The sequence below is a fragment of the Streptomyces tatrensis genome, assembly GCF_049310065.1.
GTDB lineage: Bacteria > Actinomycetota > Actinomycetes > Streptomycetales > Streptomycetaceae > Streptomyces.
The window spans coordinates 163023-178382 of sequence record NZ_JBMDLB010000005.1; the positions used below are offsets into that span (position 1 = coordinate 163023).

Consider the following 15360-nt stretch of genomic DNA (forward strand, 5'->3'; position numbering starts at 1 on the left):
GATACCGGGTCCGTTTCCAATGGAAACGGCGTCAGGTCCGGTTGGGGAATCCGATGTGGGTCATCAGCTTCCGGTAGTCGACGGCTGGCACCGAGTTGGGCAGGAGGATGGGTAGGGGACAGCAGTCGTCGTACAGCTTCTTCGCGTCGGCGGAGTACCGGATGTAGGGCGTGAGAATGTCGCCGTACAGGGACTCGGCTAGTGCCGTTGCCTTCCTGGCTGATGCTTCGGTGTAGCTGGCGGTTGGTGTGCCGGTGAGGATCAGGTGGCGGACCGTCGGGCGGCCAGGCACGGAGCGCCTGAGACGGTTCTTCTCCCGGACGCGGTCCAGTTCCTCGAACAGCGGGACCAGCAACTTGACGTCTTTCGGATCTGCCCGGACCGACGGGATGACGGAGTCGTCCTCGTCGAGCATGCGGATCACGGAGTAGACCATCTTCCCGTAGCTGGCCGGGAAATCGAGCCAGAAGACGTCGTCCTCGTCGCCCTCGTAGCCGAGCAGGATCTCAGCGAACCAGTCTTGCCTGTCCGCATCCTCAGCGATTGCCGTGTCTGCGGTGGACATCTCCTTGCCGCTGGGCACGATGCGCAGGCCGGGGATGTATGCGAAGGCGTCGTCGTCATATCCGTCGCCGATGCGGTAGCGGGCCGGCAGCGCCACCTCGTCCAGGGTCGCGGTTCCGTGGATGAGGTCGAGGACGGTCTTCCGTCCCTTCATCGCCTCTTCGTCGTAGCCGAGGATCGTGGTCGTGGACCGGTTGGCGTCGAAGTCGAAGATGGTGCCCCGGTATCCGCGGAGCGCTGCTTCCGTGGCCATGGACGTGGCGCTGGTGGTTTTGGTGGAGCCTCCGCACTCGAGGATGAATGCGTAGATCTTGGGGTGGCGGCGCCCTCTGGGGCGGAAACGGGGCTCTACGGTGCGCGTCACTCGGTCCCTCCTGTGGTGTCCAAGCCCAGTTCCTTCTTCTCCCACGCGGTCTCCGGGGCGTACTGCGCGTGGTCCTGGAGGAGACGGAGGTAGCCGATCTCGCGGCTGCCCCACGAGTGCCGACGGGCGGCGGTTCGGAGCTCGGCAGCAGCAAGGGCGCTCGCGAAGGCGGCGAGCTTCTGGAGTTCGCCGTCGCCAGACTCCTGGATGGCGTTGAAGTACGAGCCGGCGTTCTGGTCGTCGATATTGTGGCGTTCGGCTCGGCGCAGCCAGACCAGGGCGCGCTGCTGCGCTGCGGACTGCTGCTGCGGAGCGAGCAGTGCGCCGGTCATGGTTTTGAGGAGGAGCTCGCTGTCGGCGGCGTCGCTGGTGTCGACGGTTTCGACGAGGAGCTGGCAGGCGGCGTCCCGGGCAGCGGCTGCGGTGCTCCGGTCTCGTTCGTACTGGTCCGCGGTCGGTTTGGGCTGTTCCCTCTTCGGTGCCGTCCGGGACTTGGGGGTGCCGTTTCCAATGGAAACGGCAGTATCCACCGGGGCCGGGCCGTTTCCATTGGAAACGGCATCATCGCTCCCACTCTTATCAGAGTCGGGCGTGTCATCGGTCTGGCGCTGCCGCGCGAGGATCTGTGCCTGGGCCTCCAGCGGACGCATGCCGGCTTGGACGAGGGCCACGGCTTCCCGCTGGTCTTCGGCGCTCATCTTCTGGAGCTTCTCCGCGTTACTGACGGCCAGCGTGCCGTCCCGGAGAGCGTCCTGGACTTCTGGCTCCATGGTGAGGAGCTGGACGCGTTTCCAGACGGTGCCTTTGGAGATGGCGCCCTTGGCGGTCTCTCCGACCTTTTGCGCGATCTGCCCGTACGACAGCCCGCTTCTCTTCAGAGCCGCGTAGTGCTCTGCTTCTTCCAGCGGGCTGAGCTGTGCGCGGCGGAGGTTCTCGATGAGGGTGATGAGCCGGGCGTCAGCGACCTTGTCGTCCATCAGGACGCTGGGGATCCTTTCCCAGCCCAGGGACTGGACGGCGCGCCAGCGGTGCTCGCCGAAGAGGATTACGTTCGCGGCGGTGATCTTCTCCGCTGTCTCCGGGTAGTGCGTGAGCCAGATGTCCGCAGGGATATGGGCGATGCTTTGAAGGAGGCCGACTCCCTCGATCGTGGCGGCGAGTTCTTCGACGCCCGACATGACCCTCCGATTGAAGGGGTTGGGGCAGAGGTTCGTGGGGTGGAGTTCAACGGTGTCGCCGCTGCGGTCCTTGCCGCCCCGGTAGAACGCCTCTTCCCTGGGCGGAGCCGCAGGGGTCTGCTTGGTGCTTGTGCGCTTGGGCCTTGGAAGGGTGGCAGCCATAGATTCTCCAGGACGACTTGAAAGTACGGCCCGAGACTAGCCGTTTCCAATGGAAACGCTGGCCTCCTCGCACAGCCCGCGTATGCGCTGCCAGGGCGTCGTCAACTTGGTGGGGTGTTGAACGGTCAGTTCCGGATCAGGACGTGTCAGCCGGCGATACCCGTCCGAAGTCAGCCGATGGTGGGCACGCCGGTGACCGTGTTCCAGACGGTGAAGCGGTGAGCCATCTCCTGTCGGTAGTAACGGGCTGTCATCAGGTGGCGGCGGGGCCGGAAGTGGGGCGAGATGAAGCTGAATGCCCCCAGGAAGCGTTGCGCGGCTCCGGCGGAACGGAAGTACTTCATTGACCGTTCTCGCTCGCGGGTGGGTTGGTGGGAGTTCTCGGCCCGGTTGTTCAAGCCCTTGTGCGAGCGGTGCTCGACCGAGGGCATCGTCTCGCGCAGGGCCGCCCCGTAGGAGCGGAGCTTGTCGGTGACCACCACCCGGGGTACCGAGGCGGTCTTCTTGCGCAGCTTCTTGAAGAACCGCCTGGCCGCAGCCGCATCCCGGCGGGACTGGACCAGGATGTCCAGGACGTTGCCGTCGGCGTCGACGGCCCGCCACAGGTACTTGCGCTCGCCGCGGATCCTGATGAAGACCTCGTCCAGGTGCCACTTGTCGTCCGGGGCCGGGCGGCGGTGCCGCAGCCCCCGGGCGTACTCGGGGCCGAAGGTGATCGACCACTGCCGGATCGTCTCGTGGGTGACCTCGATCCCGCGCTCGAGCATCAGCTCCTCGATGTCGCGCAGGCTCAGGGTGAACCGGTGGTACAGCCACACGCAGTGACCGATGATGTCCGCGGGATAGCGGTAGCCCCGGTACGACGGTGTCTCCACGAACGACCCCTCCCCAGCGGCGATCAACCTGATGATCATGCCGGAGGGAGGGTCCCCCGCTCAACCTGACAACGCCCTCATCACCCGTCTCGTCCACCACCAACATCACATCCTCCGGGCCGAGTTGCTCCACCGTCCAGGCCGCCGCAGACCGGCGTATCGCCGCGTCGTCGAACCGGGCCCGGGACAAGAAGTGCTGCAGGACGTGCGGGCCACCGTGCCCGATCGCCTCGGCCAGCGACCAGCAGTTCGCCGACTCCTTCACCACCAGCAGCCCCTCGACCACATTCCGGCAGGTCATCCGGGTCTCCCGGCGAGGGAAACACCCGGCCAGCCGGCCCATGAGGACCTCAAAGGAACCGGCCCACACCTCATGCACTACCGTGGCCGCTGCGGCCACCGCGTTCTGATTCGTCGTCACAAACGATCACAATGCCGGTGGCCGTACCCATGCCCACAGGCACCCACCCACCACGCTGACCAGTACTACAGCGGCGGATCTTGCTGATGTGATCGGGTTGGTTCGATTGGGCGAAGGTGTGCGGGCAGGGGGTCGCCACGTCGCTGGTAGTGGCTGATGGCGGCTGCGGTCTGGTGCTCGACTCGCCAGTGGTGCTGGCGCAGGAGCTCGGCGTCGTCGTGGCGGACGGCCAGGCCGGTGAGGGCGAGGAGTCCGGCGATGGCCGAGAGGGTCAGCCGGATCATCGGGCCGGGTTCGCGCGCGCGGGAGGTCGGGACCGCAGGTACCTCGGGGAGCGCGGGGGCGGCTGCGGCCAGGTCCGTTGTGCCGCTTGGGAGTTCGAGGGCATCGCTCGGGTGCCGGGCACTCTGGACGGTGAGGAAGGCGTGGGCGAGCATCGTGCAGGTGATGCTGCGGTGCCATGGGGTCCACTTGCGGACCTGGTACTGGTCCAGACCGGTGAGCTGTTTTCCCTGCTCATTGTCCTCCTCGATCTGCCATCTCACGCCTGCCTGCCCGATCGCCGCACCGGCCGGGGTGCCCATGGGGGCGTGGACGAGGAAGTAGGCGTACTCGTAGTCGAACCGTCCGCCGGCGAGTTGCTTCTGGTGGGTGGAGCGTCGGATCAGCAGCTGGTGTTCGAATCCGTCGGCCGGTTCCTGGCCGGTGACCGTCACCGCGAACAAGGTCCAGTCGTAGTAGCGCAGACCCTTGGAACCCTCCCCGCAGGAGCGGCGTTCCCACTGGTCACGGCGCTTCGCGTAGGGCAGCAGGTGGTCCGCGCGCTTGATCCTCGCGGTGCCCGGGGCGGGGCTGCCGGGCGGGCCGGCCAGCGGCAGAGTGACCGGGACCGCCAGCACGTAGGACAGGCGTTCGCGATGCAGGAAGTCGCGCAGGCCGCCATCGCGGCCGTAACCGGAGTCGGCCACGACCCAGGAGAACAGCACCCCCTCGGCCAGGGCCTGTTCGAGCATGCGAACCGCCAGCTGCGGCTTCGTGGCGAACGCGACCGCGTCGGGTACCCCGGCCTCACGGCAGCGGGCCCGGTCGTCGGTCCAGGCCGCGGGCAGGTACAGGCGGCGGTCGATGTAGGTGTGCCCGCCGGGGGCGGCGTAGGTCAGCATCACCATGACCTGGCAGTTCCGTACGTCGCCGGTCACCCCGCAGTGCTGCCTGGCGACCCCCACCGACCTGGTCCCCTTCTTCTGCACCTGCGTGTCGTCCAGGACGAGCGTCGCGGCCGGGTCGCCCAGGTGTTCGGCGACGTAGGCACGCAGCTCGCCGAGCAGGGCGTCCGCCGACCACGAGGCCGCGTTGAGGAACTTCTGGATCCGCGACGGCGTGACGTGGCCCGCGCGTGCGGACATCGTCCAGGCGTTCTTCCTGCGCAGGTCCGACAGCAGCCCCTCGACCAGATCCGCGAACACCTCCCGCGGCTCCGGCCGCGCGAACAAGTGCCCGAGACCACCCAGGAAGACCGCTAACTCCTCGGCCCACTCACCGAGTTGTTCTTCTGTCACAACAGCCAGCATGACCGCTCAACGACACAACCGATCAGCAGTCACATGATCTGCCGCTGTAGTACCAGCGACGACGCCCTACACCTCACGAACTACAGCTGCCGTGACTATGAATCAGCCCTGCCTGCTGATCAACCCAGCACCCTCATCGGATACGCACCCATCAAGAAATCCAGAATCGGTCAGGGAAGACGGCACCTAAAGGTGTTTCGCGCGTCTTGAGAATCCATCGCTGTCGCTGTCGTACGGGCCGCTAGGAGGCACTCCAGCAGAACCTCGAATTCTGCTGCCGGCATGCTCTCATGGAGCGCCGACACCAGATTGGCTGCTACTGAACTTGAATGTGTGATGTCGGTTTGATCGTGTCAGCTGGTCAGGGTCAGGCCGGTGCCTATGAGGCAGCCGTCGATGAGGTGCGGTCGGTACTGGGTCTTCTTGAGGCTGCGCTTCACGGCGGCGGCGAGCTGGTCGAGGTTGGCGGCGGCGAGGTTGCCGATGGTCCGTTTCACCAGGGACCAGATGCCTTCCTGAGGATTGAGGTCAGGGGCGTAGGACGGGAAGTGGAAGACGGTCAGCCAGTGCTCGTTCGCGGCGATGAAATCCTTCATCTGCGGCATGAGATGGGTGCGCAGGTTGTCCCAGACCAGGACGATGGGGCCTTTGAGCTGGTTGTGCGCCCGCACGATGAGGTCGCGGTAGTCCTGCCAGGTGAAGCCCTTGGGTTCGCCCTTGCGGCCCCGGTGGACGCGGAAGCTGTAGATCAGCCGGGAGCGGTCTCCGGGGCGGAAGCAGACCATTCCCGCCATCGAAACCCGTCCGGAACCCCTGCCCCGGACGCGGACTACCGGCGTCTGGCCGATGCGGCCCCAGGACCTCGCGCGTGGCGGCCTCAGCGACTGGCTGGCCTCGTCCTCGAAGACGATCCAGGCATCGCGGGCCGCCGCCGTGCTTTTACCTGCGGCCACACCTCCTTCTTCCACAACTCCACTGCCTCGTCGTCACGTTCGATCGCCCGGCGAGCCGGCTGCTGCCACGACCAGCCATGACGCTTCAGCAGCCGCCATGTCCCCTCCACCGTGTAGCTGACGTGGAACAACCGTCCGATCAGAGTCTTCACCCGGGCCAGTGTCCACCGCTGGTCAACCCAGCCATGGGCGAGCGGACCGCGCTCCAACTCCCGCTCCAGTTTCACGATTTGCTCTTCCGAAAGCCTCGGGCGTCCTGGCGATCCCTTCGACCGGACACCCTCTTCGCCCCGCTCGCGCCACTGACGGCGCCAGCGCTCCACCGACCGCTCGCTCACCCGCAGCGCGGCAGCGATCTCCCCGTTCTTCGCGCCGCTCTCGAAGCGACCGACCGCCTCCAGCCGGATCAGCTCTCTTGCAGCCCTCTTGGCATCGGTCAAACCGCCGCCCTGCGCGTATCTCACACCACACAACTACCGACCTAACTCAGACCCTGTCAGGCGAACGGCCCGACATCACCCAATCAAGTTCAGTAGCGCGACCACAGGCCCGGGATCGGGTCCGAAGCGTAGAGTCAGGGGCTCCTGCAGATGCGATCGGAAGGTGTCCGGAAGCAGCGAGAGTCGTCGGTCTCGCCGCGTCCTCACTGCTTCTTGAACGCATTCGAGGAAGGCTTCGTAGCCATTGCGTGACAGTGATCCGACCAAACTTTGGAACACAGTGTGCCCCATGCCGGTCGTCACAGGTGGGACACTCTCGTACCGCTCACTGAGGTGAATGCCGAGGTGGGACAAGTAGAGCAACTGATAGTCAAAGAATTGCGTCCTCATAGAGGACGGGGATAGTGCGTTCCCCGGTGACTGCTGGAGTCGACGCGCCGAGGTCCGTTGCGGGGAGCCTTGGGAATCACCCGTCTGCCATAAGATTGACACGTGGTTGACCGGACCGAAGCACCGGCACAAGGTCCTGTTGGCGCCCCGGATTTCGTCGGGAGTGGACGGATCACGTGCTCTCGCAAGGTTCGAGCGACACGATATCCTTGAGTCGATTCTTCTGCGGACCCGCCTGCTGGTCCGCCAGTCAGGTGTAGAGAGCGATCGTTTCGGCTCGAATTCGGGTTCGCGGGGGCAGAACTGGTGTTTAGTTCGATCGCGCGGATGACACATGGGACATCCGTGTATGGCCGGTCTGGTGTTGTCGACACCCGCCGGAGGAAACGGAAAGAGGGCCGCGTAGTGACCTACAGCCACCACGATGAGGCAATGCCGCTGGACGAGAATCGCCACGCATGGTCGTTGGAAGCGGCGCACAAGGACCTGGGTGGCGCGTTGGGCTGGCTGATCGCCCTCGCCACGCAGATGCAGGACATGTGTAGGACTGCAGATGTCCCCACAGGTACCGATGAGTGCTTCGCACAGGCCTTCCGCTCCGTCATCATCTGCATCCTCAGGTGTGAGGTGCTTCAGGAGCATTCCCATGCTGCCGCACTACAGGTGGAGTGCGGCAGCACTTCCCTGGGGTCTGGCGAGCGGTGGCGAGATTTTCGACGGGGCTGACACGGCAGCTGTAGTTCGTGACGTGTGAGGTTCCTGTCATGTGACGGCTGCTGCGGTGACGTTGTTCCAGTGGCGGTGGTAGTTGGCGGCGCGGTGCTGGTGTTGGCGGCGCCGGTGAGACCACTGGAGTGCGTGTGCGGGGTCGGTGTCCTGGCGGGGCCGGGGCAGGGTGAAGCTCCGGAGCAGGGTGAGGAGTTCACGTGGGCTGACGGGCACCATGTCGTCTTCGTCGTCGGGCTTGCCCGCGGTGCGCCGGCGTTCATGGAGGGCGCCGATGGCGAGGAGCGCGTAGGCGATCATCGACATGAGGGTCCAGCGGTGCCAGGAGGTCCAGGAGGTGGTCTGGCCGGTGTCGAGGTGGGCCAGGCCCTTGGCTCCTTGGAAGTCCTCTTCGACGCGCCAGCGGCGGCAGACCGCGCTGACCAGCATGGATATCGGCTGCTGGGCGGTGTGCCAGGTGCGGTAGAAGGAGAGGGTACCGCTGCGGCGGTGGCGCCGGATCAGGACGTGGCTGTGTCCGGCTTCCTGGCCGGGTGGTGTGTCGTCGGCGGCCACGTCGATCACCGCCCAGTCGTAGAGCCGTTCGCCCTTGGTGCCGTTTCCGGTCTTCATCCGCATCCAGGCCCGCTTCGGTATCCGCTTCAGCAGTGCGGTGACCTGCTCCTTTCCGCCGCCGGGCGTGGTGACGCAGTGGCTGGTGGGCACGGCCATCGCGTAGCCGTAGCCCAGAGAGCGGATCCGGGTACGCAACTCCCGGCCGCCGTAGACCTCGTCCGCGGCGACCGTGGCGGTATGGATGCCCGCGGCGTGCGCGGCGGCGAGCATGTCGCCGGCCAGCTGCGGCTTGGTGGCGAACCCTGTCTCCTCGGGCACCCCGACCAGATCGCGGCGCTCCTCGTCAGCGGCCCATGCCTCACCGAGATACAGGCGGTGGTCGATCAGCGCGTGCCCTTCCGCGCTCACATAGGACAGGTGTACCGCGACCTGGCACAGACCGATCCCGCCCAGCGCCCCGGAATACTGCCTCGCCGCGCCGGCCGCGTCGGTGGAGGACTTCTCATCACCCGTCTCGTCCACCACCAACATCACATCCTCCGGGCCGAGTTGCTCCACCGTCCAGGCCGCCGCAGACCGGCGTATCGCCGCGTCGTCGAACCGGGCCCGGGACAAGAAGTGCTGCAGGACGTGCGGGCCACCGTGCCCGATCGCCTCGGCCAGCGACCAGCAGTTCGCCGACTCCTTCACCACCAGCAGCCCCTCGATCACATTCCGGCAGGTCATCCGGGTCTCCCGGCGAGGGAAACACCCGGCCAGCCGGCCCATGAGGACCTCAAAGGAACCGGCCCACACCTCATGCACTACCGTGGCCGCTGCGGCCACCGCGTTCTGATTCGTCGTCACAAACGATCACAATGCCGGTGGCCGTACCCATGCCCACAGGCACCCACCCACCACGCTGACCAGCGACGACGCCCTACACCTCACGAACTACAGCTGCCGTGTCTGAAGCTCACGCGCAGCCCCGCTCTGTCGTGCAGCCCCATCGGCGTTGTGGTGTCAGGCGCCTTTGCTGAAGGCGGAGACTGTGAGGGCTCCGAGGATCATGTAGGGGCCGAAGGCGAGTTCGGTCTTTCTGGTGGCTCTCCCGAGCAGCATGAGGGTGAGGCCGGAGGCGGCGCCGAGGAAGAAGCCGGCGATGGTGCCCCAGAGGACGGCGGTCCAGCTCGACCAGCCCAGGAGCGCTCCGACTGCTGGCGCCAACTTGATGTCGCCTCCACCGGCCCGGGTGAAGAGGTAGACCGCGGTGACGGCCGCGGCTCCGGCGAGGGCGCGCCAGAGGCTGCCGGATTCTCCGGCGAGCGCCGCTCCGTTGATCAGCAGAATGGTGCCCGCGGACGCGGGCAGTGTCAGGACGTTGGGCAGGCGGTGGACGGCGAGGTCGATGAGGGCCAGGGTCGCGCCGCAGGCGAGGAGCCAGTACTGCGCTGCGCCGATCCAGCCGGTGGCGCCGGTGGCGGCGAGCGCGGCGAAGGTCGCTCCGGTGAGGAGTTCGGGGAGCCAGGCTGCCGGACCGGCCTTCGCCTTGCAGGACGGGCATCGGCCGGTCGTCGCCCGGAGTCGGACGCGGAGGCCGGGGGAGAGGTAGTCGGCGTCGCAGGAGGGGCAGGTCCGCCGGTTCGGCTCGCCGCTGGGGACGGCGCGGGCGAAGATCAGCGGCCGGGCGGCTGCGCCGGCGGCGAGGCCCGAGAGGAGCGCGACGACGGTGACCACGTACATCTGGGCTCTCCAGGCGATCTGAGGTAGCTGATTTCAGCCAGCTCGAAAGCTGGACAACTGAAGCGTAACGAAGTCGCCCGGGGTTGCCGCCGGGGTGGGGCAGATCGTGATCTTCAGTACAAACCAGCAGGTGGCACAGGGTAACGTGAGGCAAAAGGGGGTGGTTCGCAGACTTCATCCCTCGTACCGTTCAGAGTCGCCGGGGTGGCTTGAATACGAGGGGGCGTCGATCCGGTGTCACACCCGAGGCGTTGATCGCACCTCTATGTGTGATGCGCGCCTGCGCACGGACTCGACGAGAGGGAAGTACGATCAATGACCGCTGGGTCGAGCAGCACAAGTCTTCAGCCGCCCCCGTCGCCCGATGCGGCTGCGAGGCCCGCCGGGGTGCGGTGGACGAGGGGACGCAAGGCGCTGTTCGGTGCCATCGGGTTCGGGTCGACCGTGATCGCGGGGGTGGGCTTCGTCGGCTCCTACACCGCGGTGCGCGCGCTGGCGGAGGAGAAGGGCTTCGGTTCCTTCGCGCCGGCCTTCCCGCTCGCGGTGGACCTCGGAATCGCGGTGCTGCTGGCCCTGGACCTGGCCCTGACGTCGATCAACCTGAAGTATCCGCTGCTGCGCTACATAGCCTGGCTGCTGACGGCCGCGACCATCACCTTCAACGCGGCCAGCTCGTGGCCGGACGTGCTCGGCTCCGCGATGCACGCCACGATCCCGTTGCTGTTCATCGCGGTGACCGAGGCGATGCGCAACGCGATCGCCAAGGCCACCTCCATCGAGCTCGACCAGCACATGGACTCCATACGGCTGTCCCGCTGGTTCCTCTCCCCGGCGGCGACGTTCTCCATATGGCGGGACATGAAGCTGTGGGAGATCCGCTCGTACGCCCTCGCCCTGCAGCGGTACCAGGAGAGGATGCTGCTCCGCCAGGACCTGAGGGCCGAGTACGGACGCGGCTGGCGGAGGAAGGCGACGAGCGCGCAGCTGCGCCCGCTGCGCCAGGCCCGCCTCGGCATCGCCGTCGAACGCGGGACCACCGACGCGCTGGTCGTCGAGCCGATGCGTGACGAAGCCCCGGTCCAGGCGCTCGCCCCGGTGCAGTCGCCGGCACTCGCCCCTCAGGGCTCGGCCGCCGTCCTGGAGGCGACGCCGGCTCTCGCGCCGCAGAACCTTCCCGCCACGCCCGCACCCGTGGCCGACGCCGTCCAGGCGCGCGCGGTGGTGCTGGAGCAGTTCGTGCCGCTGGCTCCAGAGCCGGCTTCGCAGCCCGCCGTTGAGGCTGTCGCCCCGATCCCGGCCGCGCGCGAAGAACACGCCGAGCCCGGCCTCGCCAAGCTCACGCCGCGGTCCGGCCCGGTACCGGCTCCGGTCACCGAACCGCAGAGCGGGGACCCCGTCGCACCCCAGGGCGTCGACGCCGCCGATCCCGGAACGGGGGAGAGCGCCGGCGAGGAGCCCGAGACCGCGGACCACGCCGAGGACGACGAGGCCGCCGGGGGAGAGATGGAGGAGCCCCGCGTGGACCTGGGCGTCGCGCCGCCCGGGGAGACGAAGGGGCAGCGCGCCGAGCGGATCTACCTGGCCCACCAGCAGGCCGGGGTGGAGCTGACCAAGCCGAACCTGGCCCGGTGGGCGGGATACCAGCAGGAAGGGTCCGGCCGCACGCAGTACAACAAGCTGGAGAAGACGCACGGACCGATCATCGTCCGCGAAGGCGCCGACCAACTCGACCTGGACTGGCGCCAGCCCGGAGGCCAGGACGCCGGACTGCGTCCGGCCGAGTCCGTGCGGTAGAACCCGGAGCGGACCGGGGCGCTTTACGGGGCGGGGGAGGGGCGGGGCAGGCCGTTCATCCAGCACAGGTGGGAGACCCGCCGGCGAAGGGCGGCCCAGTCGTCGCCGGTCGGTGCGAGGCTCTGCTGGAGCCGGTCGCAGACTTCGCTCAGGCACCGAAGGGCCTCACGGCCGTGGCCGCCGCGTACCGCGTTGCGAGCCCGGTCCAGCAGCAGATCGGTCTCGGCGTCGGGCGCTCGTCGCTGCATCGCGGCGATGTGGGGCAGGAGCTCGGGGATGACGGGCGAAAGGACGCGGTCGGAGAACGCGACGGACCGCGCCCGTCGGAACACGTGCACGATCACGACGAGCCCAGCCGCCCACACCACCTGCTGGGCCAGGCCCAGGAGCACACCGCCGGGGCGGGGGAGCAGGCCCAGCTGCATGATCAGCAGGAGGCCGAACTGGCTCGCGGTCACGAGAACGACCCAGCCCATCGGGCCCGGGAGTGGCGAACCCCAGCGACGCTCGGGGTCTGCCACCTTGGCGTACCCGACGGCGCCGAACGCGATGGCCGTGAGCCAGCCCAAGGTTCCCGCCATCACCGTCACTGCATGCACCGCGCGCCCTGCCCTCGTCTCGCCCGTCTGGTCGCACGACACTACCCGGGCGCTCTGACACCGCGAGGTTCCCGATGCAAGGGAGGCCCGGCCGCCCGCGCCCGGTGAGTCGATCCTGCCGTAGAGCCCAATGAAGGCTTGGCGGTCCGGCACCGTCCGACGGCGTGGAGGAGCAGAACGGAAAGGAGGCCCCGCAGCGTCGACGGCCATGGCCGACACTCGAAACGCCCTCCTCCATGCCGGTGAAGATCCCTTCCGCCCCGATCCCCTTCGCGAGTCCGGTCGTTCTGTTCGACATGCGGTCGGGACACGGTGAAGAGGGCCGAGGATGAGTAAACGCCAGAAGGGCCGACGGCGTCGCAGCGTGAACCGGACCCCGCGCCCGGTCCGCCACCGTGCGGCCGCTACCCCAACGCCCACGGCGGCGGCGCCTGCTGTGCGGCGAGACAGCCCCCGAATTCCCGCGCCGGCCGAACCGCCCCCACTCGGCCGGAATGTGGCACGCACCTACATCCGTCTGACCGAGGCCGGGGCGCGCACGGTGCAGGAGTTGTGCGAGGCGGTGGGCTACACCCCGCGGACCATCAACCGCCACCTGGAGGACCTGACACGCCACGGCCTGGCCGTCTGTTCGACGGACGGCCGCTGGACGGCGATCAGGACCCCGGGGACGAGAGCCGGCGGTCCGATGATTACCTGATTTCCCAGTTCAGAGGGAGACTGCACCATGGATGAATCGCTGTTCATCGGTCGTCCCGCAACAGGGAAGACCCGTCTGCCAGCCGATGCCGACATCGCCGCGTTCGTGTCGCAACTTCGGCGCGCTGAGCTGGAGATCGGCACGCGCGAAGGTGGTGCCCGTCCGATCGCTGACTACCCGCTCTACGTGCTCTCCGCGGAGCACCTTCGGGCCCGGCATCCCGACAGCGTAGAACTTCATCAACTCCTGGTGTTGCTTGCCGTTCAAGATGAGCATGGGGTTGTCACTCCCGATGAGCATGTGGGGCGACGAGAATGCCCTGCCGGACTCCGTCCGGCAGGGCGTTTGATGCTCACGGTGTCACTGGGATGCTCATCGTGCCGTTCGCGAGGGTGGTCATTCCTCGGTGACTTCGGCGACGGCGGCGCGGGCAGAGGACTCGTCGACGATGGACTTGTTGTCGGCGTAGGCGGAGAGCAAAGCCTGAACGGCGAGGTTGTTGACGGCGCGGGGGTAGCCGCGGGCGGTGTCGTGGATCAGGGTGATCGCGTCGTCGGAGAACAGGGTGTCGCTGCGGCCGGCGAGTGCGAGGTGGTGGGCGAGGTAGCTGGTGGTCTCCTCGCCGGTCATGGGCGGCATGTTGTATCGGATCGCGATCCGCTGGTCGAGGGCGGCCAGCATGCCGAGCTTGATGTTCCGTCGCAAGGTGGGCTGCCCGACGAGGAGGCAGGCCAGCGGGCTGGTGGAGTCCATGTCGTGGTTCGTGAGCATCCTCACGGGCGTTGTCAGGTTGAGCGGGGGACCCTCCCTCCGGCATGATCATCAGGTTGATCGCCGCTGGGGAGGGGTCGTTCGTGGAGACATCGTCGTACCGGGGCTACCGCTATCCCGCGGACATCATCGGTCACTGCGTGTGGCTGTACCACCGGTTCACCCTGAGCCTGCGCGACATCGAGGAGCTGATGCTCGAGCGCGGGATCGAGGTCACCCACGAGACGATCCGGCAGTGGTCGATCACCTTCGGCCCCGAGTACGCCCGGGGGCTGCGGCACCGCCGCCCGGCCCCGGACGACAAGTGGCACCTGGACGAGGTCTTCATCAGGATCCGCGGCGAGCGCAAGTACCTGTGGCGGGCCGTCGACGCCGACGGCAACGTCCTGGACATCCTGGTCCAGTCCCGCCGGGATGCGGCTGCGGCCAGGCGGTTCTTCAAGAAGCTGCGCAAGAAGACCGCCTCGGTACCCCGGGTGGTGGTCACCGACAAGCTCCGCTCCTACGGGGCGGCCCTGCGCGAGACGATGCCCTCGGTCGAGCACCGCTCGCACAAGGGCTTGAACAACCGGGCCGAGAACTCCCACCAACCCACCCGCGAGCGAGAACGGTCAATGAAGTACTTCCGTTCCGCCGGAGCCGCGCAACGCTTCCTGGGGGCATTCAGCTTCATCTCGCCCCACTTCCGGCCCCGCCGCCACCTGATGACAGCCCGTGACTACCGACAGGAGATGGCTCACCGCTTCACCGTCTGGAACACGGTCACCGGCGTGCCCACCATCGGCTGACTTCGGACGGGTATCGCCGGCTGACACGTCCTGATCCGGAACTGACCGTTCAACACCCCACCAAGTTGACGACGCCCCAAGAGCGCACGACCACCCCGAAGAAGCACAAGGAGCAGGTCAGGCCGTGGAACGAGCCCCCGCGCGCGCCCAGGCACGAGCACGCGCACCCGTCGCTCCGGCCGGAATCCGACGACACTCACGGCGTCATCCCTTCGACACCGCCCAGCCCCCGATTCCGCAGGTGCTGGACCAAATCCGCAAGCTCGAGCAGATCCTCGGTACGGAACGGACAGCACGCACCGGCCATCGCCACGAACGCGTCCACCGGCGCGACATCCGTCCATTCCACCGGGAACGAGCACCTCCGGCCCTGCCCGTCCAGCACGAGAACCACGTCCCCACGCCACGAGTTCAACCGCTCGAGGAACTCAAAGACCTCACCGTTCCGCGGGTGGAACGGATGGATCAGCCGGACACATCCATCGTCAACGCGGTGAACGAGCGCATTCGACGGTTCATGCCAACGCCCTCGCCGAGAACCTCTGGATGCTCATCAAGACCGAATGCGTCCGCGGCCGCGTCTTCGAAACGAGGGCCGAGGCCAACCTCGCGCTCTTCGAGTACATCGACGGCTTCTACAACCCCCGGCGCATCCAGAAACGCCTCGGCTACCTCAGCCCCATCGAGTTCGAAGAGAAGCACTACGCCAACCAGGCGACGACCGAACAAGCGAACCTCAAACCCCGCCAACCCGCCCTGACCAGCTAATCAGCACCTCCCGCCCAGC

At 67.3% G+C, this 15360-nt stretch carries 16 protein-coding genes and 1 pseudogene; 5 read left to right on the forward strand and 12 right to left on the reverse strand.

Annotation, left to right across the window (positions count from 1 at the left end):
* Positions 1-31: 31 nt before the first annotated feature.
* The 6 genes and pseudogenes from ACODT5_RS02310 to ACODT5_RS02335 form a co-directional block, all read right to left on the reverse strand.
* Entirely contained in the window at positions 32-928 is an 897-nt protein-coding gene (locus tag ACODT5_RS02310; RefSeq protein ID WP_422517467.1) for a ParA family protein, read from the reverse strand.
* A complete protein-coding gene (locus ACODT5_RS02315; RefSeq protein ID WP_422517468.1) occupies positions 925-2268 on the reverse strand; it encodes a ParB/RepB/Spo0J family partition protein in 1344 nt (447 codons plus the stop codon). The genes ACODT5_RS02310 and ACODT5_RS02315 overlap by 4 nt, the downstream gene beginning before the upstream one ends.
* A 170-nt stretch (positions 2269-2438) precedes the next feature.
* On the reverse strand, positions 2439-3182 hold the full coding sequence (locus tag ACODT5_RS02320; protein WP_422517469.1) for an IS6 family transposase: 744 nt from the start codon (positions 3180-3182) through the stop codon (positions 2439-2441).
* Between the two features lie 55 nt (positions 3183-3237).
* Positions 3238-3486 (reverse strand): annotated as a pseudogene (locus tag ACODT5_RS02325) (transposase); the annotation flags it as partial.
* A gap of 143 nt (positions 3487-3629) precedes the next feature.
* The gene (locus ACODT5_RS02330; protein ID WP_422517426.1) at positions 3630-5123 is read right to left on the reverse strand and encodes an IS701 family transposase; all 1494 of its coding nucleotides are present in this window, start codon (positions 5121-5123) and stop codon (positions 3630-3632) included.
* A 365-nt stretch (positions 5124-5488) separates the two neighbouring features.
* Positions 5489-6552 (reverse strand): IS630 family transposase gene (locus tag ACODT5_RS02335; RefSeq protein ID WP_422517359.1). Its coding sequence is split into 2 segments (ribosomal slippage): positions 5489-6088 and positions 6091-6552, totalling 1062 coding nucleotides; the frame shifts between segments, so codons are not numbered across the junction.
* A 771-nt stretch (positions 6553-7323) separates the two neighbouring features.
* Between ACODT5_RS02335 and ACODT5_RS02340 the strand changes: the two genes are divergently transcribed.
* On the forward strand, positions 7324-7644 hold the full coding sequence (locus ACODT5_RS02340; protein ID WP_422517470.1) for a hypothetical protein: 321 nt from the start codon (positions 7324-7326) through the stop codon (positions 7642-7644).
* Between the two features lie 36 nt (positions 7645-7680).
* Here the strand turns inward: ACODT5_RS02340 and ACODT5_RS02345 are convergent, their stop codons facing one another.
* Together ACODT5_RS02345 and ACODT5_RS02350 are read right to left on the reverse strand one after the other, a co-directional pair.
* Positions 7681-9045, reverse strand: coding sequence for an IS701 family transposase (locus tag ACODT5_RS02345; RefSeq protein ID WP_422517471.1), 1365 nt, complete (start codon positions 9043-9045; stop codon positions 7681-7683).
* A gap of 156 nt (positions 9046-9201) precedes the next feature.
* The gene (locus ACODT5_RS02350) at positions 9202-9921 is read right to left on the reverse strand and encodes a prepilin peptidase (protein WP_422517472.1); all 720 of its coding nucleotides are present in this window, start codon (positions 9919-9921) and stop codon (positions 9202-9204) included.
* 387 nt (positions 9922-10308) lie between these two features.
* Between ACODT5_RS02350 and ACODT5_RS02355 the strand changes: the two genes are divergently transcribed.
* Positions 10309-11715 (forward strand): DUF2637 domain-containing protein, encoded by a 1407-nt coding sequence (locus tag ACODT5_RS02355; RefSeq protein WP_422517473.1) that lies wholly within the window; start codon positions 10309-10311, stop codon positions 11713-11715.
* A 23-nt stretch (positions 11716-11738) separates the two neighbouring features.
* Here the strand turns inward: ACODT5_RS02355 and ACODT5_RS02360 are convergent, their stop codons facing one another.
* Complete coding sequence (locus tag ACODT5_RS02360; RefSeq protein ID WP_422517474.1) at positions 11739-12296, reverse strand: hypothetical protein; 558 nt, start codon at positions 12294-12296, stop codon at positions 11739-11741.
* A 514-nt stretch (positions 12297-12810) separates the two neighbouring features.
* Between ACODT5_RS02360 and ACODT5_RS02365 the strand changes: the two genes are divergently transcribed.
* Positions 12811-13014 (forward strand): helix-turn-helix domain-containing protein, encoded by a 204-nt coding sequence (locus ACODT5_RS02365; RefSeq protein ID WP_422517475.1) that lies wholly within the window; start codon positions 12811-12813, stop codon positions 13012-13014.
* A gap of 9 nt (positions 13015-13023) precedes the next feature.
* Here ACODT5_RS02365 and ACODT5_RS02370 read toward each other — a convergent pair whose 3' ends face one another.
* The gene (locus ACODT5_RS02370) at positions 13024-13290 is read right to left on the reverse strand and encodes a hypothetical protein (RefSeq protein ID WP_422517476.1); all 267 of its coding nucleotides are present in this window, start codon (positions 13288-13290) and stop codon (positions 13024-13026) included.
* 120 nt (positions 13291-13410) lie between these two features.
* Entirely contained in the window at positions 13411-13785 is a 375-nt protein-coding gene (locus tag ACODT5_RS02375; protein ID WP_422517477.1) for an ExeA family protein, read from the reverse strand.
* 44 nt (positions 13786-13829) lie between these two features.
* Here ACODT5_RS02375 and ACODT5_RS02380 point away from each other — a divergent pair, with 44 nt between their 5' ends.
* Positions 13830-14573: an IS6 family transposase gene (locus tag ACODT5_RS02380; protein WP_422517420.1), complete on the forward strand. Its 744-nt coding sequence runs from the start codon at positions 13830-13832 to the stop codon at positions 14571-14573.
* A 196-nt stretch (positions 14574-14769) separates the two neighbouring features.
* On the opposite strand, the gene ACODT5_RS02385 is transcribed toward ACODT5_RS02380, so the two are convergent.
* Positions 14770-15042 carry a DUF5372 family protein gene (locus tag ACODT5_RS02385; protein ID WP_422517628.1) on the reverse strand — a complete coding sequence of 91 codons (273 nt, stop codon included), beginning with the start codon at positions 15040-15042 and terminating at the stop codon, positions 14770-14772.
* A gap of 77 nt (positions 15043-15119) precedes the next feature.
* On the opposite strand from ACODT5_RS02385, the gene ACODT5_RS02390 reads away from it, so the two are divergent.
* Positions 15120-15341, forward strand: coding sequence for an IS3 family transposase (locus tag ACODT5_RS02390; protein ID WP_422517478.1), 222 nt, complete (start codon positions 15120-15122; stop codon positions 15339-15341).
* The last annotated feature ends 19 nt before the right edge of the window (positions 15342-15360 follow it).